Genomic DNA, 24,049 nt, shown 5'->3' with positions numbered 1-24,049 from the left:
AACGGATGGAGGCGACCGGTTATTCCACGCCGGCCGGCGAGCGTCGTTGGCGGCGGCGGCAGCCATTCGTGCGACGCAGGAAAAAAGGGACACCAAAAGACAACGCGGCATGACATCGCTGCCATGCCGCGTTGTGCGGCCCGTTGCGCACGGCGGCCGATCCGGCTCCGCCGTGCGAGCGCGGCCGGTTACTTCGGCAGTGCACCCGTCAGCGACTGGAGCAGCGACGACACCGGCGCGAGCGGGTTGCCCGGCGCGCTGTTGCCCGAATGCGGCGTGACCGACAGGCCCGGCGCGGAGCCGAGCGCCGTGCCCACCGTCGTACCGACTGCGTTGACGACCGTCGCCGTCGCGTTGGCGCCCGTCGTCAGCAGCGAGCCGACTGCGCCCGCCGTGCCGCCGGCCGCGTTCGCGCCCGAGCCGAGCAGGCTGCCGCCCGCCGCCGCCGTCGAACCGGCCGCGCCCGACAGCGCGCCGGCCGCCTGCCCGAGGGCCGCCGGACCGTTCGCGAGTGCGCCCGTCACCGAACCGAGCGCACCGGTCAGTGCGCCGGCCGGGTTGCTGCCGCCCGTCAGGCCGCTCACGAGGTTCGTGATCGGTGCGATCGGGTTGCTGCCCGCCGCGCCCGACAGCGTGCCGACGACCTGGTTGACGACGCCTTGCACCGGCGCCAGCGGGTTCGAGCCGCCGAGGTTGCCGAGCGTGCCGACCACCTGGTTCACGACGCCCTGTACCGGCGCCAGCGGGTTCGAGCCGCCGAGGTTGCCGAGTGCGCCCACGACGGAGCCGACCGCGTTACCCAGGGCATTCGTGGCCGTGCCGACCGCGTTGCTGTTGCCGAGCGTGCCGACCACCTGGTTCACGACGCCCTGCACCGGCGCCAGCGGGTTCGAGCCGCCGAGGTTGCCGAGTGCGCCCGTCACCGAGCCCAGTGCGCCGGTCAGCGCGCCGGCTGCGTTGCCGCCCGTCGGCAGCGCGTTCTGCAGGCCGTTGACGAGGTTCGTGATCGGCGTGATCGGGCTACCGCCACCGGCGCCGGACAGCGTGCCGACGACCTGGTTCACGACGCCTTGCACCGGCGCCAGCGGGCTCCCCGCGCCGCCAAGCGTGCCGGCGAGCTGCGTGACGACGCCCTGCACCGGCGCCAGCGGGCTTCCCGTGCCACCGACGTTGCCGAGCGTGCCCGTGATCGTGTTGACCGCGTTGCTCAGTGCGCCGGCCGGGTTGCCGCTGCCGAGCGTACCCGTGACCTGGTCGACGACGCTCTGGATCGGCGCCAGCGGGTTCGAGCCGCCACCGATACCGCCCAGTGCGCCCGTCACCGTGCCGAGTGCGCCGGTCAGTGCGCCTGCCGGATTGCCGCTGCCGAGTGCGCCCGTGACTTGATTGACGACACCTTGCACCGGCGCTAGCGGGTTCGAACCGCCGCCGATACCGCCCAGTGCGCCCGTCACCGTGCCGAGGGCACCGGTCAGTGCGCCGGCCGGATTGCCGCTGCCGAGTGCGCCCGTGACTTGATTGACGACACCTTGCACCGGCGCCAGCGGGTTCGAACCGCCGCCGATACCGCCCAGTGCGCCCGTCACCGTGCCGAGGGCACCGGTCAGTGCGCCGGCCGGATTGCCGCTGCCGAGTGCGCCCGTCACTTGGTTCACGACGCCTTGTACCGGTGCCAGCGGGTTTGAGCCGCCACCGATGCCGCCCAGTGCGCCCGTCACCGTGCCGAGGGCACCGGTCAGTGCACCGGCCGGGTTGCCGCTGCCGAGTGCGCCCGTCACTTGATTGACGACACCTTGCACCGGCGCCAGCGGGTTCGAACCACCGCCGATACCGCCCAGTGCACCCGTCACCGTACCAAGTGCCCCGGTCAACGCGCCAGCCGGGTTGCCGCCACCGAGCGCACCCGTTACTTGATTGACGACGCCTTGCACCGGCGCCAGCGGGTCCGCGCCACCGGCGATGCCACCCAGTGCGCCCGTCACCGTACCGAGTGCGCCAGTCAATGCACCTGCCGGGTTGCCGCCACCGAGCGCACCCGTCACTTGATTGACGACACCTTGAACCGGCGCCAGCGGGTTCGAGCCGCCACCGATACCGCCCAGTGCGCCAGTTACCGTGCCGAGAGCGCCCGTCAGTGCACCTGCCGGGTTGCCGCCACCGAGCGCGCCCGTCACTTGATTGACGACGCCTTGTATCGGCGCCAGCGGGTTCGAGCCGCCGCCGATACCGCCCAGTGCGCCGGTGACCGTGCCGAGGGCGCCGGTCAGTGCGCCTGCCGGGTCGCCGCCACCGAGCGCACCCGTCACTTGATTGACGACGCCTTGAACCGGCGCCAGCGGGTTCGAACCACCGCCGATACCGCCCAATGCACCCGTCACCGTGCCGAGAGCGCCGGTCAATGTACCTGCCGGGTTGCCGCTACCCAGCGCACCCGTCACTTGATTGACGACGCCTTGCACCGGCGCCAGCGGGTTCGAGCCGCCGCCGATACCGCCCAGTGCACCCGTCACCGTGCCGACGGCACCGGTCAATGCACCTGCCGGGTTGCCGCCACCGAGCGCACCCGTCACTTGATTGACGACGCCTTGAACCGGCGCCAGCGGGTTCGCCCCACCGCCGACATTACCCAGTGCCCCCGTTACCGTGCCAACCGCATTGCTCAGCGTCCCCGTCGCCGTATTCAGCGCACCGGTCAACGCACCTGCCGGGTTGCCGCCGCTCAGCGCACCCGTCACCTGATTCAGCACACCCTGGACCGGCGCGAGCGGCTGCACCGTGCCGCCGCCACCGCCGAGTGCGCCCGTCACCGCCCCCACGGCGCCCGACAGTACCTGGCCGGGATCGCCCAGCGACGTCTGGATCGCGCCTGCCCCGCCTGCCGCCACGGTGACCGAGCCCAGCGGCGACGTCCCCGTCGCGACCAACCCGACCGACACGCTGTTCGTCGGCGGGTTGACGATCACTTGCGGAATCGGCAGCGCATCAAGGGCCCCCGCCATCGCGGAACCCGAAGCCAGTACCCCGAACACCGTCGCGACCGACAGCGCTACACCCGTCAATTTCAAATTGTGTCCCATCTTTATTTTCCCCATCTCGGTTGGCACAACGTTGATAAAGCATGGGGACGGATTGCACGAAGTGTGCCAATTCGAAAAACAGGATTGATTCGTCTGTCTATTGACGGGCAATAACGCTTTTTTAATCGATTTCAGACGAAATACACGGCCCTGGCGCCGCAATCATCTGACGAAAAAGGCCGGCGGAACGCGGATGTAACGTAACGTTTGCGAGCCCCGTGGTAACGTGTTCCGGTACATTCCACGTAACACCGGAACGTCCGCCGCAACGACGTGCCACATCATCACGAGCAGTTGGCCGTTACGCATTTCATCAATATGAAAATGCATTGATAAATCGCCGATTTGCTGATTTTCTTTATTTCGCGATTATCTTTCTTGCCGATTACGCAGATCATTTCCGATTGCGTGATTTCCGATAATTCGGATAGCAGACTGAAACATTGTGAAGACCGGCGCGCGCGACGCAGCGCGCGCCGCCGGATCAGCCGAAGCGCGCGGGCCGGTACGGATGGGGATCGATATAGGTCGGCGCGCCCGTCATCATTTCGGCGAGCAGGCGTCCGCTTGCGGGGCCGAGCGTGAGCCCGTGATGGCAATGGCCGAACGCGAACCACAGGTGGCGATGGCGCGGCGCGGGCCCGATCACCGGGCGCATGTCGGGCGTGCACGGCCGCATCCCGAGCCACGGCTCGGGATCGAGCCGCTCGCCGATGCCGAACGCGTCGCGCGCCAGCGGCTCGGCGCGCGCGAGCTGCACGCCGGTCGGCGGTGCGCCGCGCAGCGCGATCTCGACGCCGGTGGTGAGCCGCAGGCGGCCGCCTTCCATCGGCGCGACGACGAAACCTGCCTCGGTATCGCACACGGGCACGTTCAGCGGCGCGCGCGTCGGCCGGTAGTGCATGTGATAGCCGCGCTTCGCGCGCAGCGGAATCCGGTAGCCGAGCGGCTCGAAGACGTGATCGGACCACGGCCCGAGCGCCACCACGGCCGAGCGCGCCGAAATCGGCCCGTGCTCGGTACCGACCTGCCAGCCGTCATCCACCTGCACGAGCGTCCTGGCATCGCCGAGCGCGAACGTGCCGCCGTCGCGCTCGAACAGCCGCGCGTAGGCCTTGGTCAGCCCGCCCGGGCTCGACACGGTCTTCGGGTCCTGCCAGTGGAACGCGCCGCAGAACGCGTCGCCGATACCGGGCTCGCGCGCCCGCAACGCACCCGCGTCGAGCACGGTCATCCGCAGCCCGTGCGCGTCGGCCACGCGCTGCTGCGCGCGCGTTTCCGCATCGAACAGCGCGGGCGAACGGAACGCCTCGATCCACCCGCCGTCGTGCACGAGCGGCTGCGCATCGGTGCGCGCGAGCAGCGCGTCGTGCTCCACGACGCTCGCCGCGACGAGCGGCAACAGGTCGCGCGCGGCGGCCGCGAGCCGCTGCGGCGACGATTCGCGCCAGAAGCGCGCGAGCCAGCCCGCATATGCGGGCAGCGCGCGGTAGTCCCAGTAGAGATCGACCGAGCGGTTGCGCGCATAGCGCAGCAGCGTGCCGAGCCGGCGCGGAAACGCATACGGCACGACCGACGAGCGCTCGATCAGCCCCGCATTGCCGTGGCTCGTTTCCTCGCCGGGCGCGCGCCGGTCGACGAGCGCGACGCGCAGCCCGCGATCCTGCAGATGCAGCGCCGACGACACGCCGACGATGCCGGCCCCCAGAACGATGACGTCGAAATCCATGGTTCCCCGTACTGCGTCGAGATTCGATGCGACACGCGCCGGCGCGGCGGCCGGCGCACGGCGGTGATTGCGATTACTTCGAGACGATGTCGCGCTTGAAGTACTTCTGCGACAGCGCGCTGAGCGTGCCGTCCTTCTTCAGCGCGTCGAGCGCGCCGACGACCTTCGCCTGCAGCGCCTTGTCGTTCTTGCGCATCCCGAAGCCCGTGCCTTCACCGAGCGTCGCCGGATCCTTCAGCGGCTCGCCGACGATCTGGTAGTCGCGCCCGGCCGGCTTGTCGAGGAAACCGTCCTGCGCGGTCTGCGCTTCCTGCACGGCCGCGTCGAGACGCCCCGCGACGAGGTCGGCATAAATCTGGTCCTGATCCTGGCACGACACGACGGCCACGCCCGCGTTGGCCCAGTGCGCCTTCAGGAAATCCTCCTGCGACGAGCCCTGCAGCACGCCGACGTGCTTGCCGCGCAGGCTCGCGACGTCGGGCCGCAACGGCGAACCGTGCTTCGCGATCATCACGATCGGCACCACGTAGATCGCCGGCGTGAAGTCGATGCTCTGCCGGCGCTTCGACGTGATGTTCATCGCCGAGTTGATCACGTCGAACTTGCGCGCCTGCAGCGCCGGGATCAGGCCGTCGAACGCATTCTCGACCCACACGCATTTCATGTTCAGCTTCGCGCACACCGCGTTGCCGATGTCGACGTCGAAGCCCTGCAGCTGGCCGGCCGGCGTCTTGCTCTCGAACGGCGGATAGGCGGCTTCGATGCCGAAGCGCAACGTGGTCTGTTCCGCATGGGCCGTGACGGCCGCGCAGGCAAGCGCCGCAGCGGCGCAAAGGGAGAGCTTCCAGTTCATGACGGTCCTTCCGTTCCGGATTGAGGCGATGAAGATCGGTGCACGACGCCCCGGGCCGGGCGCCGGGTCGGCATTCGAAGCAGGCGGCCGCCATGCGGCGACGTGTCGAGTCCTGCACGCGAAATATAGACTCAAAGTCTACTATAGACTATAGGGGATACGAGAATCGTGCCCCGATACGCGACATCGAATATTCGACACCCATCGCTAACCCCCTTGATTTACCTAAAATTTTTCCTAACCACGCGACGGCACGGCGTCTCGAAAAGAAAAATTCTCCCGACTTCGTTTGTCTATATTAGACTTTTCGTCCATCACGAACATTGCCGGACACCGTCGATCGAGACTGTCCTGTCCGGCCCCGACCGGAGATGTCCCCATGACGCAAACCGCCCCGACCCTGCCGCTGACCGTCGACGAAGCCGCGGTGCGCGCGGCCCTGCCGTCGCTCGACGTGCTCGGCACGCTGCGCAGCATGTTCGCGTCGCTCGCCGCGGCGCGCGCGGTGCAGCCGCCGCAAACGCTGACGCTGTTTCCCGACCAGGCCGGCGACTTCATCACGTATCTCGGCGCGCTCGCCGACGCGCAGGTATTCGGCGCGAAGCTGTCGCCGTATGTCGTGACGGGCGGCAAGCCCGACGGGAAACCGATCGTCACCGCCTGGACCGCGCTGATGTCGATGCGCACGGGCCAGCCGCTGATGTGGTGCGACGCCGGCCTGCTGACCGTCGAGCGCACGGCCGGCACGACCGCGCTCGCGGTCGACTGCCTCGCGCCGCGCGCCGCACGCCATCTCGCGATCGTCGGCGCAGGCGCGGTCGGCCTCGCGCACCTGCGGCACACGGCGGGCTTGCGCGACTGGGAGACGATCCGCGTGTACTCGCCGTCGCTCGCCGGCGACGCGGCGCAGCAGGCGGCACTCGCGCAGCTCGATCCGCGTGCGCGCGCCGCGGCGAGCGTCGAAGCCTGCGTGCGCGACGCGGACGTCGTGATGCTGTGCACGTCGTCCGGCACGCCCGTGCTCGGCGACGGGATGCTCACGCGCCCCGCGCTCGTCACGTCGATCAGCACGAACGTCGCGCGCGCCCACGAGATCCCGCCCGCCTGGCTGCCCGACATGGACGTGTACTGCGACTACCGGCACACGACGCCCGCGAGCGCCGGCGAGATGCAGATCGCGGCGGCCGAACACGGCTGGGACACCACGCGGATCGCCGGCGACCTGCCCGCGCTCGTCGCCGGCACCTGCCCGGCACCGTCGTATGCCCGTCATGCGTTCTTCCGCTCGATCGGCCTCGGGCTCGAGGACATCGCGATCGCGCACGCGCTGTACACGCATCTGGCACGCGCATGAGCGGCACGCGCGCGCGGGGCCGATACAATGGCGCAACCGCCGCGGCGGCCGCGCGCGGGCGCACGGGCATGCCGGCCAACGGTGCGCCGGCACGCCGGCCCGATGCGCTGCCCGGCCCCCGCCCACCCGAGATGGCGAACCCGATGCGCAAGAAGAAATCCCCCGTCAAAGACCTGCTGCTCACCCGCTATGCGCCGATCGCCGACGGTATCGCCGCACTGTTCTTCCCGTACGCGGAAGTCGTGATCCACGACCTGCACGACCAGACCGTGCTGTATCTCGCGAACAACCTGTCGAAGCGCGAGGTCGGCGACGATTCCGCGCTCGAGGAAATCGATCATTCCGCGCGCGAGCGCGTGATCGGCCCGTACGAGAAGCTGAACTGGGACGGCCGGCGGATGCGCTGCGTGAGCAACGTGCTGTTCGACGACGAAGGCCGCCCGGCCGGGATGATGTGCATCAACTTCAACATCGCGGTGTTCGACGAGGTGCGCGCGACGCTCGACCTGTTCATCAAGGGCGCGGGTGTCGTCGCGCAGCCGGACGAGCTGTTCCGCGACGACTGGCAGGAGCGCATCAACACGTTCCTGCACGGCTGGCTGCGCGAGCGGCAGGTCGGGCTGAACGGGCTCACGCGCGAGCACCGGCGCGAGCTCGTCGAAGCGCTTTACGCGGAGGGCGCGTTCCGCGGCAAGAGCGCGGCGAACTACGTCGCGAACGTGCTCGGGATGGGCCGCGCGACGGTCTACAAGCACCTCAAGCACCTGAAGGAAACGCAGGGCGACGCGTAAGCGCCTCCCCTTCGGGCCGGTTCGCCGCCGCACGCGGCGACGGCCGGGCCTCGGCATTCGCTATCGGGACGCCGCTTCCGTGTCTATGCTTCGTGATACGCCGGGCGCCCGTTTCATATGACCGCATGGCCGCCCGGCCAGGACGAAACGTCGAAGTACAAAATGATATAGTCCCGGTTACATTTTTTTGCTGCCCGGAATTGCCCATGACGACCGCTCCCGCCCCGACTGCCCGCCCGACCCTGACCGTCGAAATCTGGTCCGACCTGATCTGCCCGTGGTGCTGGATCGGCAAGCGCCGCTTCGACGAGGCGCTCGCCGCGTTCGCGCACGCCGACCGCGTCGACGTCGCGCTGCGCGCGTACCGGCTGATGCCCGGCCAGCCCGTCGAGCCGGTCGAGGCGATGCTCGCCGGCAAGTACCGGATGTCGCCCGCGCAGGTCGACCAGATGCTGCGCCAGGTGACCGATGCGGCCGCGAGCGTCGGGCTGCGCTACGACCTGCCCGGCACGCTCGTCGGCGATACGCTCGACGGCCACCGGCTCGTGAAGCTCGCGGAAGCGACGGGCCGCGCGCACGCGCTGACCGAGCGGCTGTACCGCGCGTATTTCTGCGAGCACGGCTCGCTGTTCGATCACGCCGAGCTGACCGAATTCGCGGTCGAAGCGGGGCTCGAGCGCTCGGCCGTCGAAGCCGTGCTGCGCAGCGACCTGTACCGCGCCGACGTCGAGGCCGATGCCGCCCGCGCCGCGCAGATCGGCGGCCGCGGCGTGCCGCTGTTCGTGTTCGGCGGCCGCTATGCGGTGTCGGGCGCGCAACCGGCCGACGCGTTCGCGCAGGCGCTCGACCAGGCATGGCGCGACGGCATCGTCGAACTCGACGGCGGCGACGCAGCCGCGTGCGGCCCCGATGGCTGCGAACTGCCGGCGCGCTCGTAACGCCCGTCGCATCCATCGCGCGCGTCCCGCGCGGACGCGCGACTACGCATCGCTGCTGCCACAAACCGGCAGGAAGCCCGCGCCGAGGGGGTCTACAATGCAGCCTTTCAAATAACTATCAGAAGGCGGCAAGCCCATGACCCACGGGATTCACGGCGAGAAGCGCTGGTACGCGCTGATCGTCCTCTGCCTCGGCGTGCTGATGATCGTGCTCGACAGCACGATCGTGAACGTTGCACTGCCGTCGATCAGCACCGACCTCCATTTCACCGAGACGGCCCTCGTGTGGGTCGTCAACGCGTACCTGCTGACGTTCGGCGGCTGCCTGCTGCTCGGCGGACGGCTCGGCGACCTGTACGGCCAGCGGCGCATGTTCCTCGCCGGCCTCGTCGTCTTCACGCTCGCATCGCTCGCGTGCGGCCTCGCGCAATCGCAGGCGATGCTGATCGCCGCGCGCGCGGTGCAGGGCATCGGCGGCGCGGTCGTATCGGCCGTCGCGCTGTCGCTGATCATGAATCTCTTCACCGAGCCCGGCGAACGCGCCCGCGCGATGGGCGTGTACGGCTTCGTCTGCGCGGGCGGCGGCAGCATCGGCGTGCTGCTCGGCGGGCTGCTGACGAGCTCGCTGTCGTGGCACTGGATCTTCCTCGTCAACCTGCCGATCGGCATCGCGGTCTATGCGATGTGCGTCGCGCTGCTGCCGCGCCTGCGCGCGCCGGCCGGCAACGCGCGGCTCGACGTCGCGGGCGCGATCACCGTCACTGCATCGCTGATGCTGGCCGTCTACGGGATCGTCGGCGGCAACGAAGCCGGCTGGCTGTCGACGCAGACCGTCGCGCTGATCGGCGCGGCCGCCGCGCTGCTCGCGCTGTTCATCGCGATCGAGGCGCGCGCCGCACATCCGCTGATGCCGCTCTCGCTGTTTGCGTCGCGCAACGTCGCGCTCGCGAACGTGATCGCCGTGCTGTGGGCGGCCGCGATGTTCGCGTGGTTCTTCCTGTCCGCGCTGTACATGCAGCGCGTGCTCGGCTACGGGCCGCTGCAGGTCGGCCTCGCGTTTCTGCCGGCGAACCTGATCATGGCCGCGTTCTCGCTCGGGCTGTCCGCGCGGATCGTGATGCGCTTCGGCATCCGCGGCCCGATTGCGGCCGGCCTGCTGATCGCGGCCTGCGGCCTCGCACTGTTCTCGCGTGCGCCGGTGGACGGCGGCTTCGTCTGGCACGTGCTGCCCGGCATGACACTGCTCGGCATCGGCGCGGGCGTCGCGTTCAATCCGGTGCTGCTCGCCGCGATGAGCGACGTCGATCCGGCCGATTCCGGGCTCGCGTCGGGGATCGTCAACACCGCGTTCATGATGGGCGGCGCGCTCGGCCTCGCCGTGCTCGCGAGCCTCGCGGCCGCCCGCACCGACGCGCTCGCGGCGGCGAATGCGCCGCTCGACGCGCTGAACGGCGGCTACCATGCGGCCTTCGCGTTCGGCGCGGCATTCGCTGCCGTCGCCGCGCTGATCGGCCTCGCGCTGCGCATCCGGCAGCAGGGTGCGGTCGAAGGCGTCGGCTCCGCAATGCACTGACCGCTAGCCGGCGGCGGGTGGCATCGACCGCTGCCCTCGAACCAGGGCGCGTACTGTCGCGCCCTTTTTAATGCGTGCCGGGCCTGGCACCCGCTCTCGCTTCACCGGGCGTTTCGGGCGGATCAGTCGCGAGGAGAACAGCCATCACGCCCCTCGCTCCGCTCAAACGACTGTTTTACTTCGGGCCAGATGCCCGCCCCACGGGCTTCCCCCGCCGATTTTTAACGCAGTCGTACATCGACGCGCCACATTTGCGACAATGGCGGACTTTGACGCGCGCGCCGCGGCCACGCGCCGCCGCCGAACATCGCATAACCGTCGCCGCATAACCGTCCGCTTCCGATGTCGCTTCCCCATATCGATCTGCTGTACTCGTTGTCCGGCCTGTTCGTCGGCATCCTCGTCGGCCTGACGGGCGTTGGCGGTGGTTCGTTGATGACGCCGATCCTCGTGCTGCTGTTCGGCGTCCACCCGGCCACGGCGGTCGGCACCGACCTGCTGTACGCGGCCGCGACCAAGGCTACCGGCACGCTCGTCCACGGCCTGAACGGCTCGATCGACTGGCGCATCACGGGCCGGCTCGCGGCGGGCAGCGTCCCGGCCGCGGCCGTCACGCTGTGGTGGCTGCACACGCACGGGATGAACGCGCCGGGCACCGCGCGGATGATCCAGCTCGTGCTCGGCATCGCGCTGCTGCTCACGTCGCTCGCGCTGATCTTCCGGCCGCAGCTCACCGCGTTCGCCGCACGCAACCCGCTCGCGCCGAGCCCCGCGCGCACGCTGTGGTCGACCGTGCTGACAGGCGCCGTGCTCGGCGTGCTCGTGTCGATGACGTCGGTCGGCGCCGGCGCGATCGGCGTGACCGTGCTCCTGCTGCTGTATCCGATGCTCGCGACCACCCGCATCGTCGGCTCCGACATCGCGCACGCGGTGCCGCTCACGCTCGTCGCGGGCATGGGCCACTGGCTGCTCGGCTCGGTCGACTGGTCGATGCTGCTGTCGCTGCTGCTCGGTTCGCTGCCCGGCATCGTGATCGGCAGCCTGCTGTCGGCGCGCGCGCCTGAACGGCTGCTGCGCAACCTGCTCGCCTCGACGCTCGTCGCGGTCGGCGTGCGGCTCGTGCTGGCGTAAGCGGCGCGGAAGCCGCCGCGCATCGATACCATTCCTCTTCCTGACGAAACACACCGTCCCGTCACCCGACCGCCACTTTACGGAGATGTTCTGGCGAATCCTCAATAGAGGGCCACTCATCCCCCTTTTGAGGATTCAGCAACACCTCGCGGGCGGCTTCCGCGGTGACTCGCCTAGTTCCCACAAGACGATGCCCCGGAAGTCCATGACTCACGGGGCATCTTGGAGCACGCCAGCACTGCCTTCAACACACGCCACGTGAAGTGCTGGAGCACGTAGCAAGGCAGTGCCTCTTTCTCACGTCAGGCGGCGCAAGCCGCCCACAGCGCTTACTGCCCCTGCTGCTGCAACTTCTGCTGCTTGAGCTGCTGCGTGCGCATCTGCAGCTTCAGCACGCGCTGCAGCGCAGTGCGGTTGGCGAGGATGCCGTCGTAGAAGTTGGCGAGATCGCCCTTCAGCGCGGTCCGCGACGCGTCGTTCAGGTAGATCATGTGGCCCGACGGGTAGTTCTTGATCGTCAGGTTCTGCGCCTTGAGCGTCGGGTCGAGCGGCATCTGCGCGAGCGTCAGCTCCGTCTGGTGGAACGGCGTGACGGCGTCGAAATAGCCGTTGGCCGATAGCACCTTCAGGTCCGGGTTCACGCTCATCGTCGACGCCAGGTCGCCGGCCGTGTACAGCGTATTGCCGCCGCCCTTGTTCGCGCCGGTCGGATCCGTGTGGCTGAAGTCCCAGTTGTTGAAGACCTGGTCGTTCAGGTCCACGAACGACGACGTCGACGTGTACTTGAGGTCGGTGTTGATGTAGCTGTTCCACAGCACCGTGTACGCGCCGCCGACGTTCGTGATCGACGGATCGTTGCTGCCCGAGTTCGGCAGGATGTACGGCGCGATGCCCTTGCCCGTGAAGTTCGCGCGACCGTCGTACTGGCCGATCTGCGTGCCCGGCACGAGCGTCAGGAAGAACGTGTACGGCGGGTTGTCGTTCGACGACGGCACGTTGCCGAGCGCGGCCGGATTGCCGAACGTCTGGATCAGCGACGTCGGATCCGTGCCGATGTACGCGCCCATCTGCTGCGCGGTCTGCAGGTTCAGGTTCAGGCGCACGTTCACGAAGCCGCCGTCCTGCGGGTTCGGCTTCTGCGCGAGCGGCGCGAGCGTGTTGTCCGCGTAGTTGCGGGCCTGGACCATGTACGCGTCGAGGTCGGTCGGCGTCGGGTTGAGCGTCGTCTTCTTCCAGTAGAACGCATCGGCCGCGAGCGTCGGGAACGTGCCCGGCGCGGACAGCGCGTTCGCGTAGTCGAGGATCGACGACTGCAGCGTGATCCCGTTCAGGTCGATGCCGTCCTCATGCAGCACCCACGACACGACCGCGCTGCGCGCGGTGCCGTACGACTCGCCGTACAGGAACTTCGGCGAATTCCAGCGCGAGTACTTGGTCAGGTAGCGCTGGATGAAGCGGTCGATCGAGCGGGCGTCCTGGTCGGTGCCCCAGAAGTCCTTGTTCTTCGCCGGGGCGATCGCCGCCGAGTAACCGGTGCCGACCGGGTTGATGAACACGAGGTCGGTACGGTCGAGCAGGCTGTCCGGGTTGTCGAGCAGCTTGTACGGCGCGGGCGGCGTGAAGTTCGGGAACGACGACTGCAGGCGCTTCGGCCCGTACGAGCCGAGCAGCAGATAGACCGACGACGAGCCGGGGCCGCCGTTGTAGAAGAACGTGACCGGGCGCGGCTTCGACGGGTCCGGATTGTCCTGCGTGTACGCGACGTAGAACATCTTCGCGTTCGGCGCCGACGTGACCGGATCGATCGTCGTCAGGTGGCCCGTGGTGGCCGTGTACTTGACGGTCTTGCCGCCGATCGTGACCGTGCGGTGCACGACGGCCGCCCCTTCCGTGGAATCCGTGACCGCGTCGTTCGGCCCGGTGCCGTACACGTCGTTGTCGACGTACGGCTGGTCGGCCGCGGCGGCGGTTGCGGTGGTGTTGGCCGACGTGCTGGCGCCGGCCGACGTCGCGGCGGCGGCCGCCGCCGATGCGGCCGGGCTCGACCCGTCGTCGCCGCCGCACCCCGTGACGAGCAGCGCCGCGGCCGCGGCCGCGGCGAGCGGCACGCTCAGTGTCGTTCCGAATAGCGCGAAACCGTCTTTCAAGGACTTCCGTGTCGTCATTATTGCCTCTCGAACAGAACGATAAATACCGCCGGTCGCAAAGGATCATTTGCGCCGGCGCTCCGCACCGGGAATGCATTCGTTATGCGACGCACTCCGAGTTTTTTACCGGCTCGGCGAATACCGACCGGCATGATTTACCCCACCCATATTTTTTGCGACCGCACAATGAAATCAATTCCATTGCGAACGACAATTCGATAATCCGCAGCAATACAGATTCATTCGGCGCATTTGCACACGCACAAAATCGACAGCAAAAGCGCGCCCTTGCCAGGCCAGCCCTGACAAGGGCGCCTCGCTTCGAACAGACGAACAATCCCCCTCGGCGAGATGCCGATTAATCGCAAAACGACGATCAATCGCGACTCGAGCCGATTTAATAAAATCGAAAGGATCGATTAACTAAACGGAAAGAAATATCTCGTATCTGGAATTTATTAAATTAAGTGAAAATACCGGCGCATATTAGGGTCCCGATTTATCGCCGTAAAGTAATAATTTGTTACGGCGCTCGCCAATCCGATAAAAGGCAGTGCGGGACCGATTCCAGAGCACCCAAAAAGAAAAAGCCGGACGACTGTCCGGCTTCGTGAGGGCGGCGCGGCGCGCGCCGTCAGAGCGGCACGTCGATCGCGCCGGCGCCGGTCGCGATCGCATTCGCGCCCGGCGCGGCCGAGATCGGCGGCAGGTTCGCGCCCGTCAGCGCGGGCGCGGCGCCCGGCGTGCCGCCGCGCGGCACCGTGCGGATCACCTGCGACGGCGGCAACGGCGCGCCGTTCTTCAGGTGCTTCCACATCAGGTTCAGCGCCTGCAGGTTGTAGTAATGAACCGGCACGAAGCGCGTGTCGAAGCCCGGCACCGGCAGGAACGCGTCGAAGTGCTGGCCGTTCGTCACCTCGTAGAACACGAGCTGGCTGCGCCCGCCTTCGCTGATGGCGTTCTGCGCGACGTACGCGCGCGACGCGTGATTCACGGGCACGAGCGCATCGCTGCGGCCCTGCACGATGATCGCCGGCTTGCCCTGCAGGTTCGCGTTCACGCGCACCGCGTCGACGTTCGCGGGCATCCCGAGCATCCCGTTCGTCCAGAGCTGGCGCAGGCACAGCGCGCCCGCGAAGCTCCCGTCGGGCGTCGCGAGCCGGTGGTCGACGCCCGCGCCCGTGTTGAACACGAGGTTGATGCCGGCCGTCGGCGGCACGCCGTTGCCGACGCCGAACACCGCCGGCATCGGCGACGTGGCGGGCGCGGCGACGGCGCCCGTCGCCGGGTTCGTCGTCGCGAAGCTGAAATTGCACAGGTTGTCGGTGACGCGCGAGCGCGTGTACGCGTTCGCATACGTGACCGCGATCGCCGGAATCGCCTGCGAATCCCACATCGGCGCCTGCAGCAGGTCGGAATCGGCGAGGTAGCCGGCCGCGTGGAGCTGCGCGAGCGCGTCGGCGGCCTGACTTTGCGTATCGGCGCCCGACACGAGCCCGGCCGCGGCGAGCGTCGCGCAGCGCTGGGTGCGGATCGACTGCGTGGTCGCCGCCGGCAGCGCGCTCAGGGACGGCGCGTCGGCAAGCGACGCCGACGCGGCCGCGCACGGCTCCAGCAGGTTCGCGAGCGTCGCGTAGTCGGCCAGCGGCCGGCCGAACGACGGCACGGGCTGGCCGCCCGAGCGCACAACCGCGTTCGGCGCCATCCGCACGTTGATCTGCGGCTCGCCGACCACGACCGCGGTGATCCAGCCGCGGTTGTCCTGTTCGGCCGCCGCGAGCGACGCGCCGCCGCCGTTGCTGACCGACGCGGCGATCGTCGTGATGGCGCCCGCACGATAGCGCACGCCGTGATGCGAGCCGTCGACCAGCGGTCCGAACTGCTCGTTGAGCGCCCAGTACGCGAACTCGACCGACTGCAGCGTCACGCGCCCCCAGTCCTGCTCGGGATTCTGCTGCGAATGCGCGTGCTTGAACGCATAGCGGTTGGGGAAGCGGGAATTGAACGTGGCGAGATCGCCGCTGGTGACGTTCGCGGTGAACAGGCTCGCGGCGCCGGCCAGCACCGCGTTGGCGAGCGTGCCGTCGATCAGCGTGATGGTGTCCGACATCAGCTCGTGCGCGCCGTTGCCGCCGCCCTTGTCGTTGTAGGCGACCGCGCAGCCGCGCTTGAGCGCCCATTCGCCGGCCGCGGAAATCGCGCCGTACACGCCGCGCGAGCCCGACGACGTCGCGGTGACGATGCACGGCTGCGCGGGATTGAAGCTGGCGGGCACCTGCACGAGCAGCGTGACGTTCTTGCTGCCGCTGCCGTCGTCGGCGTACGCGAGATATTCGGTGCCGGGAATCTTGCCTTCGCCGAGCGTGTCGTTGCCGTCGAGGTCGACGTTCGGCCCCCAGAAGCGGCCGTAGCCGCCGTTTGCGCTCATGTCGACGAGCGCGCGGTAGTTCGACCAGATCGCGAGACGGCGCAGCTCGGCGCCCGTCGGCCGGGCGGCATTCGCAAAGCCGGGGGCGCTCGCCGAGCCAAGGCCCGTCTTGCCGAGGCCGGCCGTCAGCAGGTCATCGCTCGCGCCGTCATAGGCCGTCGTGCGCACGCTGCCGGACACGAAACCGGGCAACCGGTTGCGCTCGGCCGACTCGTCGCCGTTACAGGCGCCGAGTATCGCGACCGCGGCCAGCGCCGCGCCGAAAACCATCCGCCTGCCCCACCCGAGTCTCGTCATCGCCGCCCTCTCGATATCGTTATCGGTCCGCCGCCGCTTCGTGCGGCTTGCGGCCTCTCAAGCGCAAACGGGCCCCGGCATGCCGGGGCCCGCCTGAAAACGGGCGCACGCGGCGCTCGCGCGCCGCCGCCCGGCGTCACTGCTGCTGAACCGTCAGCTTGTTCGACACCGACGTCACGCCGCTCACACCCTTCGCCGCCTCTTCCGCCTTGTCGATCTGGGCCTGGTCGGGCACCGTGCCCTCCAGCGTGATCGCGCCGCCCTTCGAGCGCACGACGATGTTCGCCACGTCGATGCCGCCCGCCTTCGTAATGGCCTTGCGCACCGCATAGCCAAGCTTGCGGTTCGCCTTCTTCGCGGTCTTCGCGGCGGCCTTCGGCGCGCTGGTCGCGGCCGCGGGCGCTTCCGTTGCCGCGGCATCGCTCGACTGCGCATACACGCTGCCCGACAGACAGGCCGCCACGGCGGCAACGCCCAACGCTCTCAACACGATCGACTTCATGCTATCTCCTTATCACTCCGGAACGGCCGTGCACAGTACGGCCGATTACCCCCAAAAACAGCCGGCCCGCGCGCGAACGGGCGGGACAGCCGGTGTTTTCCACGGCGATACGAGAGAGGCGAGACGGGCTGGCGGCCGGCGCACGCGAAAGCGGGCCGGCCGGGCCGGACAGCCGCCGGCCGAACGCGCCCGGTCTCATTGCGTGCCGGGTCGCGCGCAAATCGGGCGCGGCTGCGTCGCACAATGTAATCCAGCGCCCGCGGAAGCGCAAAGCTTTTGCGCGGGGGCGCCCGCCACTGTCGCCGCTGGGCCGCGCCAGGCCGCCCCACTCGCGCACGTCCGGTGAAACCGGGTACCATCGCCGCGAGCATCGGCGTCGTCCATGACCACCGTCCGATCGTCACCGATACGTCACGCCAGCGTCATCCGCCGCCCCCATGAAGCCAGCCCGCCCTCGCCCGCCTCGCCGCATCCTCGCCCGCTTCGTCGCGGTGTCGTGGCGCGACCTCGCGCTGTCGATCGGCCCGACCGTGCTGCTCGCCGGCGCGGCCGTCTGGCTCGCGGTCAAGCTGATCCAGCCGGCCCCGCCGTCCACGCTCGTGATCTCGTCCGGGCCGCCCGGCAGCACGTACTGGAACGCCGCGCAGAAATACAAGACGATTCTCGCGAAGAACGGCGTCACGCTCGACGTCCAGTCGTCCGAAGGGTCCGCCCAGAACCTCGCGCGGCTGTCGAACCCGAACGCGCCGGTCGACGTCGGCTTCGTGCAGAGCGGCATCGGCCCGAAGGAGCGCGACGAACACCTCGTGTCGCTCGGCAGCATCGGCTACGTGCCGCTCGCGATCATGTATCGCGGCCCGGTCGTCGCGCGCCTGTCCGACTTCAAGGGCAAGCGGCTCGCGCTCGGCGCGGAGGGCAGCGGCGCGCGCGAGCTGAGCCTCGCGCTGCTGAAGATGAACGGCATCGTGCCGGGCGGCTCGACCGAGCTGCTGCCGACCGCCGGCGAGGACGCAGCCACCGCGCTGCTCGACGGCAAGATCGACGCGGCGTTCCTGTCCGGCGACTCGACGCAGATCCCGGTGATGGCGAAACTGTTCCGCGCGCCGGGCGTGCACGTGTATTCGTTCACGCAGGCCGAGGCGTACGCGCGGCGCTTTCCGTACCTGACCGCGATCACGCTGCCGATGGGGGTCTACGATCTCGGCCGGAACCTGCCGCCCGCCGACATCCACACGGTTGCGCCGACCATCGAACTCGTCGCGCGCGACTCGCTGCACCCCGCGTTGTCCGACCTGCTGATCGAGGCCGCGCGCGAGGTGCACGGCCACGCGACGATCCTGCAGCACGCGGGCGAATTCCCGTCGCCCGTCACGCGCGGGTTCCCGCTCTCCGACGACGCCGCGCGCTACTACAAATCAGGCAAGACCTTCCTGTACCGACGGCTGCCGTTCTGGGTCGCGAGCCTCGTCGACCGGCTGCTCGTCGTGGTCGTGCCGCTGATCGTCGTGCTGATCCCCGGGCTGCGGCTCGTGCCGTCGCTGTACGGCTGGCGCGTGCGCTCGCGCATCTACCGCTGGTACGGCGCGCTGATCGCGCTCGAGCGCAGCGCGCTCGGCGAGCACACGGCCGAGGAGCGCGTGCAGTTGCTCGACGAGCTCGACGACATCGAGGAAGCCGTGAACCGGATGAAGATGCCGCTGGCCTATGCCGGGCAGTTCTACGTGCTGCGCGAGCACATCGGTTTCGTGCGCGAACGGCTCACCGCGCACGACCATGACACGCCGGCCAGCCCGCCGGGCGCCGGCGGCCCGCCGCAGGCACGGGCCGAAACCGCGCCGCCGGCCGGCACGCCCCCTCGGGCGACTCCCGGTTCCGCGTGAGCGGACGATCCGCGATCATTGCCGCATGCGCGCGCCGCCGCGTAACATGGAGGCCGCCGCCAGGCGCCGCTCGCCCCACCCTCTGGAGATCGCCATGACAACCGGCCTCGACACCGCCCAACCCGCCTGGTTCTACGACTTCGTGTCGCCGTTCTCCTACCTGCTCCTCGAACAGCTCGACAAATGGCCGGACGTGCCGTTCGAGCCCGTCGCGGTGTCGCTGCCCGACCTGCAGCGCCACTGGGGGCAACGCTCGAGCGCGGACGTGCCCGCCAAGCGCGTGTTCACGTACCGTCACGCCCTGTTTCGCGCGGAGCAGCTCGGCATCCGCTTCAAGATGCCGCCCGCCCATCCGTTCGATTCCGACAAGGTGTTGCGCCTCGCGATCGCGCTGCGCGCCGACATCGCGACCGTGCTGGAAATGTTCCGCTTCATCTGGCATGACGGCAACGACCCGTCGACGCCGGAAGGCTTCGCGGCACTGTGCGAGCGTGTCGGCGTCGGCCACGGCGACGAGCTGATCGAATTCGAGGAGACGAGCGCGCAGTTGCGCCGCAACACCGACGACGCGATCGCGCTCGGCGTGTTCGGCGTGCCGACCTTCTGGATGAACCAGCAGCTGTTCTGGGGCGAGGACGCGCTGCCGATGGTGCTGTACTGCGCGCGCACGCCGAACTGGCTGGAATCGCGCGAGGTCAAGCGGATCAGCGTGCTGCCGAAGGGCCGTGTGTGATGGCCGGTATCACGCACGCCAATGCGCGGCTGCGGTAAGGTTACGCTTCCCCGCAATCCCCGCCTACGATGGAAGAAGACGACCGTACCGCCTCGCTCGATATCTGGCTCGTGCGCGTGTTGCGCACGCTGCTGCTCGAGCGCAGCGTCACGCAGGCCGCGCTGCGGCTGAACCAGACCCAGCCGGCGATCAGCACCGCGCTGCGCAAGCTGCGCGAGACGCTGAACGACCCGATCCTCGTGCGCGGCAAATCCGGCATGGTGCCGACCGAATACGGCGCGTCGCTGCTCGAGGCCGCGCAGCGCGCGCTGCGCGAGGTCGACTTCATCGCGACACCGCACGGCGATTTCGATCCTTCGTCCGCGCGGCGCACGTTCCGCGTCGCCGCCCCCGATTACCTGAACGATTTCTTCATGCCGACGCTGATCGAGCGCTTTCGCGACGCGGCGCCGCATGCGCATCTGGAAATCGATTCGCTGAATCCCGCGCTCGATCACGCGGGCGCGCTCGAATCGGGCGCGCTCGATCTCGTGATCGGCAACTGGCCGAAGCCCGACCCGCAGTTCGCACGCCAGGACCTGTTCTCCGACACGATCGTGTGCCTGATGCGCGATGCGCACCCGCTCGCACGCGTGCCGCTCACGCGCGAAGCGTACGCATCGGCCGCGCACGTCGCGCCGACGCCGTACACCGGCGACAAGCGCAACGCGATCGAGATCGGCCTGGCACGCGCGCGTCTCACGCGGCGCATCGTGACGACGCTGCCCTACTTCGGCATCGTGCCGCAGGTGCTGCTGCAGTCGGACCTGATCTTCACGACGACGCGCCGCTTCGCGACGCACTATGCGCAGTTGCTGCCGCTCGTGGTCGTCACGCCGCCCGTGCCGTTCCCGCGCATCAAGAGCTACCTGCTCACGCATCCGCAGCCCGACCGCCCGACCGACATCGCGTGGCTGTGCGCGCTGATGCAGAGCGTGTCCGACGAGCTGACGGTTCCTCGCAGCCGCAAGCGCTGAGCCGCGGCACAAAACGGGGCGCGGCCGCTCGGGTTCAGCCCGTGCAGAAGGTTTCCTGCAGATGGGTCCAGCGCACGACGCCCGCCGCGTCGCGCTCGAACACGGCGGTTGCACGCCGCGCGGGCAGCTCACCCGACGCCGCGTGCTGCGCTTCGAGATAGGTGACGGTCGCATGCGACGCATCGGCCGCGAGCACCCGGGTGTCCGACAGCGTGATGCGCAGCCCCGGCTTCGCGCCGGCGAGCTTGTCGAACAGCACGCGCGTACCGTCGTGATCGACCTCGCGGCCGTCGGTCAGGACCATCGTGAATTCGGTGGAAAACGCGGCGAGCAGCGCGTCGAGCGCCTCGGGCGCGGTATCGACGCCGGACAGCCAGCGCTCGATGGCGACGAGGCTCGCATCGAGCGTGTCGAGATAAACCTGATGATCGGACATGGCACGTGCACGGTAAGGCGCGGCCCGATGCCGCGCGTCGTCGTGCAGTGTATGCAAAATCGCGCGGCCCTGCGCCGGCCGCGCGTGACTACCGCGCGCAGGACACGTCGTCGCGCGCACGCCCCGAAGCAGCGGCCTTCGCGTCGGCCACCGGCATGCCCGAGCGCGCCTGCAGCAGCTCCGCGCACACGGCCACCGCGATCGCGCCCGGCGCCTTGTCGACGATGCCCGCGACACCGATCGGGCACACCATCTCCACGAGCCGCGCCGGATCGACGCCGCGCGCGGCAAGCCGGCGCTCGAACTTCACGCGCTTGGTGCGCGAGCCGATCATCCCGAAGTACGCGTAGTCGCGCCGCCGCATGATCTGCGCGGCGAGCGAGAAGTCGAGCGCGTGGTTGTGCGTCATCACGAGGAAGTACGCGCCGGGCGGCGCCGCGTCGACGACGGCCTCCGGCGTGTCGGTCGGCTCCGGCTGCACGTTCGGCGGACATTCGTCCGGGAACAGCTCGTCGCGCGTGTCGACCCACTGCACGACGCACGGCAGCGCACCGAGCAGCGTGACGAGCGCGTGACCGACGTGCCCGGCGCCGAACAGCACGATGTGCATCGGCGCCGGCGTGCCGGTCGCGCGATTGCGCTGGCCGGTGCCCGGCGCGAACGCCGGGTCCGACGCGGTGCGGCGCGAGCGGGCGGGGCCGTTCATGTCGGCCTCCGCCGGGCCGCCCCAAGGGGGCTGACCACTCCCTCGGGGGGCAATGAACGAAGAGAACGGGGGGGCCGTTTCATCTCAGCCTGCCTGACCGGCGCGTGCCGCACGCACCGCGCTGACCGCACGCAGGATCGACTCGCCGGTCGCCGGCGCATCGAGCGGCGGGTTCACCTGGTAATCGCCGACCGCGGCCACCGCATCGCGTACCGCGAAGAACACCGAGAACGGCAGCAGCAGCGGCGGCTCGCCGACGGCCTTCGACCGGTGAATGCTGTCCTCGACGTTGCGGTTGTTGAACAGCTTCACGTTGAATTCGGGCGGCGTGTCGTTCACCGTCGGGATCTTGTACGTGGACGGCGCATGCGTCATCAGCTTGCCGCCCTTGTTCCACCACAGCTCCTCGGTCGTGAGCCAGCCCATCCCCTGGATGAACGCGCCTTCGACCTGACCGATGTCGAGCGCCGGGTTCAGCGACGCACCCACGTCGTGCAGCGCATCGACGCGCAGCGTGCGCATCTCGCCCGTCAGCGTGTCGATCACGACTTCCGACACGGCCGCGCCGTACGAGTAGTAGTAGAACGGCCGGCCCTGCAGCTTCGACTGATCCCAGTACAGCTTCGGTGTCGCGTAGAAACCGTCGGACCACAGCTGCACGCGCGCGAGGTACGCCTTCGCGATCACTTCGCCGAACGGCACGCCGTTGCCGCCCACCCACACGATGTCGTTGGCGAACTTCACGTCGGCCGCATCGACCGTGCCGTCGCCGAACTGCTTCGCCGCGAACACCGCGAGCCGCTCGCGCAACTGGCGCGCCGCATCCTGCGCGGCCTTGCCGTTCAGGTCCGAGCCCGTCGACGCAGCGGTCGCGGACGTGTTCGCGACCTTGCTGGTGTCGGTCGCCGTCACGCGGATCCGGCCGAAGCGGATGCCGAGCTCGTGCGCGACGACCTGCGCGACCTTCGTGTTGAGCCCCTGCCCCATCTCCGTGCCGCCGTGGTTCACGAGCACCGAGCCGTCGGTGTAGATGTGCACCAGCGCGCCGGCCTGGTTGAAATGCGTGACGTTGAACGCGATGCCGAACTTCACCGGCGTGATCGCGATGCCCTTCTTCAGCACCGTGTTGCGTGCGTTGAATTCGCGCACGCCCGCACGCCGCGCGCGGTAGTCGCTCGTCGCTTCGAGTTCGCCGAGCAGCTCCTGCAGCACGTTGTCCTCGACCGTCTGCCCGTACGGCGTGACGTTGCGTTCGGTCTTGCCGTACAGGTTCGCATAGCGGACGTCGAGCGGATCGCGATCGAGCGCGCGCGCGATGTCGTCGAGGATGTACTCGATCGCGAACGCGCCCTGCGGGCCGCCGAACCCGCGGAATGCGGTATTCGACTGCGTGTTGGTCTTGCCGCAGTAGCCGGCGATGTTCACGTCGCCCAGCCAGTACGCGTTGTCGAAGTGGCACACCGCGCGCGTCATCACCGGGCCCGACAGGTCGGCCGAGAAACCGCAGCGCGACGTCATGTCGAGCGCGACGCCGTCGATGCGGCCGTCGTCGTCGTAGCCGACGTCGAAGCGGTAATGGAAGTCGTGCCGCTTGCCGGTGATCATCATGTCGTCGTCACGGTCCGGACGCAGCTTCACCGGGCACAGCAGCTTCCACGCCGCGAGCGCCGCGCAGCACGCGAACAGGCCCGACTGCGATTCCTTGCCGCCGAACCCGCCGCCCATCCGGCGGCATTCGACCAGCACGTTGTGCGACGCGACGCCGAGCACATGCGCGACGAGGTGCTGCATCTCGCTCGGGTGCTGCGTCGAGCAGTACACGTGCATCCCGTCGTCGTCCTTCGGCACCGCGTAAGCGATCTGCCCTTCGAGGTAGAACTGCTCCTGGCCGCCGAGCAGCATTTCGCCCGACTCGCGGTGCGGCGCGACGGCGAGCCGCGCGGCCGCGTCGCCGCGCGCGAGCTTCAGCGGCGGGATCACGTAGGTTTCGGCCGCGCGCGCCTCCTGCGCGGTGAGGATCGCCGGCAGCTCCTCGTAGTCGACCTGGGCGCGGCGCGCGGCGAGCCGCGCGGTTTCATGCGACGTCGCGACGACGATGAACATCGGCTGGCCGACGAACTGCACGATGCCCTTCGCGAGCACCGGATCGTCGTGGATGATCGGGCCGCAATCGTTGACGCCCGGGATGTCGTCGGCCGTGAACACGGCGACCACGCCCGGCGTCGCGCGCACCGCGTCGAAGTTCATCGACACGATCTTCGCGTGCGGTTTCGCCGACAGGCCGAGCGCCGCGTGCAGCGTGCCCGCGACGACCGGGATGTCGTCGGTGTAGGTGGCACGCCCGCTGACGTGCAGGTGCGCGGATTCGTGCGCGCGCGATACGTGGACCTGCGCGGCGTCGGCTTGCGGGTCGAGGGTGCTCAGGAACGGTTCTGCTTGCTGGTTCATGTTCTGTGTT

At 69.0% G+C, this 24,049-nt stretch carries 17 protein-coding genes; 8 read left to right on the top strand and 9 right to left on the bottom strand.

Features of this window, described 5'->3' with window-relative positions; translation table 11 throughout:
• Nucleotides 1–188: 188 nt before the first annotated feature.
• The 3 genes from LGM56_RS10500 to LGM56_RS10490 form a co-directional block, all read right to left on the bottom strand.
• Nucleotides 189–3,077 (bottom strand): beta strand repeat-containing protein, encoded by a 2,889-nt coding sequence (locus LGM56_RS10500; RefSeq protein WP_226204484.1) that lies wholly within the window; start codon nt 3,075–3,077, stop codon nt 189–191.
• Between the two features lie 484 nt (nt 3,078–3,561).
• Nucleotides 3,562–4,806 (bottom strand): NAD(P)/FAD-dependent oxidoreductase, encoded by a 1,245-nt coding sequence (locus tag LGM56_RS10495; protein WP_226204482.1) that lies wholly within the window; start codon nt 4,804–4,806, stop codon nt 3,562–3,564.
• 73 nt (nt 4,807–4,879) lie between these two features.
• Nucleotides 4,880–5,659 (bottom strand): ABC transporter substrate-binding protein, encoded by a 780-nt coding sequence (locus tag LGM56_RS10490; protein WP_226204480.1) that lies wholly within the window; start codon nt 5,657–5,659, stop codon nt 4,880–4,882.
• Nucleotides 5,660–6,038: 379 nt separating this feature from the next.
• Here LGM56_RS10490 and LGM56_RS10485 point away from each other — a divergent pair, with 379 nt between their 5' ends.
• From LGM56_RS10485 to LGM56_RS10465, 5 genes are all read left to right on the top strand, one after another.
• Nucleotides 6,039–7,013: an ornithine cyclodeaminase family protein gene (locus LGM56_RS10485; RefSeq protein WP_089494198.1), complete on the top strand. Its 975-nt coding sequence runs from the start codon at nt 6,039–6,041 to the stop codon at nt 7,011–7,013.
• Nucleotides 7,010–7,804, top strand: coding sequence for a transcriptional regulator (locus LGM56_RS10480; protein ID WP_069247283.1), 795 nt, complete (start codon nt 7,010–7,012; stop codon nt 7,802–7,804). The genes LGM56_RS10485 and LGM56_RS10480 overlap by 4 nt, the downstream gene beginning before the upstream one ends.
• Nucleotides 7,805–8,010: 206 nt before the next feature.
• Nucleotides 8,011–8,742: a DsbA family oxidoreductase gene (locus LGM56_RS10475; protein ID WP_089494197.1), complete on the top strand. Its 732-nt coding sequence runs from the start codon at nt 8,011–8,013 to the stop codon at nt 8,740–8,742.
• Between the two features lie 136 nt (nt 8,743–8,878).
• Nucleotides 8,879–10,315, top strand: coding sequence for a DHA2 family efflux MFS transporter permease subunit (locus LGM56_RS10470; protein ID WP_226204478.1), 1,437 nt, complete (start codon nt 8,879–8,881; stop codon nt 10,313–10,315).
• A gap of 342 nt (nt 10,316–10,657) precedes the next feature.
• Nucleotides 10,658–11,446: a sulfite exporter TauE/SafE family protein gene (locus tag LGM56_RS10465; RefSeq protein ID WP_226204476.1), complete on the top strand. Its 789-nt coding sequence runs from the start codon at nt 10,658–10,660 to the stop codon at nt 11,444–11,446.
• Nucleotides 11,447–11,775: 329 nt separating this feature from the next.
• Here LGM56_RS10465 and LGM56_RS10460 read toward each other — a convergent pair whose 3' ends face one another.
• The 3 genes from LGM56_RS10460 to LGM56_RS10450 all read right to left on the bottom strand — a co-directional run bounded on the left by LGM56_RS10460 (nt 11,776) and on the right by LGM56_RS10450 (nt 16,820).
• Entirely contained in the window at nt 11,776–13,611 is a 1,836-nt protein-coding gene (locus tag LGM56_RS10460; RefSeq protein WP_089494194.1) for a S10 family peptidase, read from the bottom strand.
• 616 nt (nt 13,612–14,227) lie between these two features.
• Nucleotides 14,228–16,318 (bottom strand): D-(-)-3-hydroxybutyrate oligomer hydrolase, encoded by a 2,091-nt coding sequence (locus LGM56_RS10455; protein ID WP_226204474.1) that lies wholly within the window; start codon nt 16,316–16,318, stop codon nt 14,228–14,230.
• A 136-nt stretch (nt 16,319–16,454) separates the two neighbouring features.
• On the bottom strand, nt 16,455–16,820 hold the full coding sequence (locus tag LGM56_RS10450; protein WP_089424630.1) for a BON domain-containing protein: 366 nt from the start codon (nt 16,818–16,820) through the stop codon (nt 16,455–16,457).
• Between the two features lie 437 nt (nt 16,821–17,257).
• On the opposite strand from LGM56_RS10450, the gene LGM56_RS10445 reads away from it, so the two are divergent.
• From LGM56_RS10445 to LGM56_RS10435, 3 genes are all read left to right on the top strand, one after another.
• On the top strand, nt 17,258–18,700 hold the full coding sequence (locus LGM56_RS10445) for a TAXI family TRAP transporter solute-binding subunit (RefSeq protein WP_226204472.1): 1,443 nt from the start codon (nt 17,258–17,260) through the stop codon (nt 18,698–18,700).
• 94 nt (nt 18,701–18,794) lie between these two features.
• Nucleotides 18,795–19,433, top strand: a complete 639-nt coding sequence (locus LGM56_RS10440) for a 2-hydroxychromene-2-carboxylate isomerase (protein ID WP_089439342.1) — start codon at nt 18,795–18,797, stop codon at nt 19,431–19,433.
• Between the two features lie 68 nt (nt 19,434–19,501).
• A complete protein-coding gene (locus LGM56_RS10435; RefSeq protein ID WP_011351110.1) occupies nt 19,502–20,449 on the top strand; it encodes a LysR family transcriptional regulator in 948 nt (315 codons plus the stop codon).
• Between the two features lie 34 nt (nt 20,450–20,483).
• Here LGM56_RS10435 and LGM56_RS10430 read toward each other — a convergent pair whose 3' ends face one another.
• The 3 genes from LGM56_RS10430 to xdhB all read right to left on the bottom strand — a co-directional run bounded on the left by LGM56_RS10430 (nt 20,484) and on the right by xdhB (nt 24,039).
• The gene (locus tag LGM56_RS10430) at nt 20,484–20,885 is read right to left on the bottom strand and encodes a polyketide cyclase (protein ID WP_226204470.1); all 402 of its coding nucleotides are present in this window, start codon (nt 20,883–20,885) and stop codon (nt 20,484–20,486) included.
• Between the two features lie 88 nt (nt 20,886–20,973).
• Complete coding sequence (xdhC, locus tag LGM56_RS10425) at nt 20,974–21,591, bottom strand: xanthine dehydrogenase accessory protein XdhC (protein WP_226204468.1); 618 nt, start codon at nt 21,589–21,591, stop codon at nt 20,974–20,976.
• Nucleotides 21,592–21,675: 84 nt separating this feature from the next.
• The gene (gene xdhB, locus LGM56_RS10420) at nt 21,676–24,039 is read right to left on the bottom strand and encodes a xanthine dehydrogenase molybdopterin binding subunit (RefSeq protein WP_226204466.1); all 2,364 of its coding nucleotides are present in this window, start codon (nt 24,037–24,039) and stop codon (nt 21,676–21,678) included.
• Nucleotides 24,040–24,049: the final 10 nt, after the last annotated feature.

Origin of the sequence: Burkholderia sp. AU38729, from assembly GCF_020419725.1 — a bacterium.
Lineage (GTDB): Bacteria > Pseudomonadota > Gammaproteobacteria > Burkholderiales > Burkholderiaceae > Burkholderia.
This window is presented reverse-complemented; position numbering and strand designations above follow the sequence as displayed.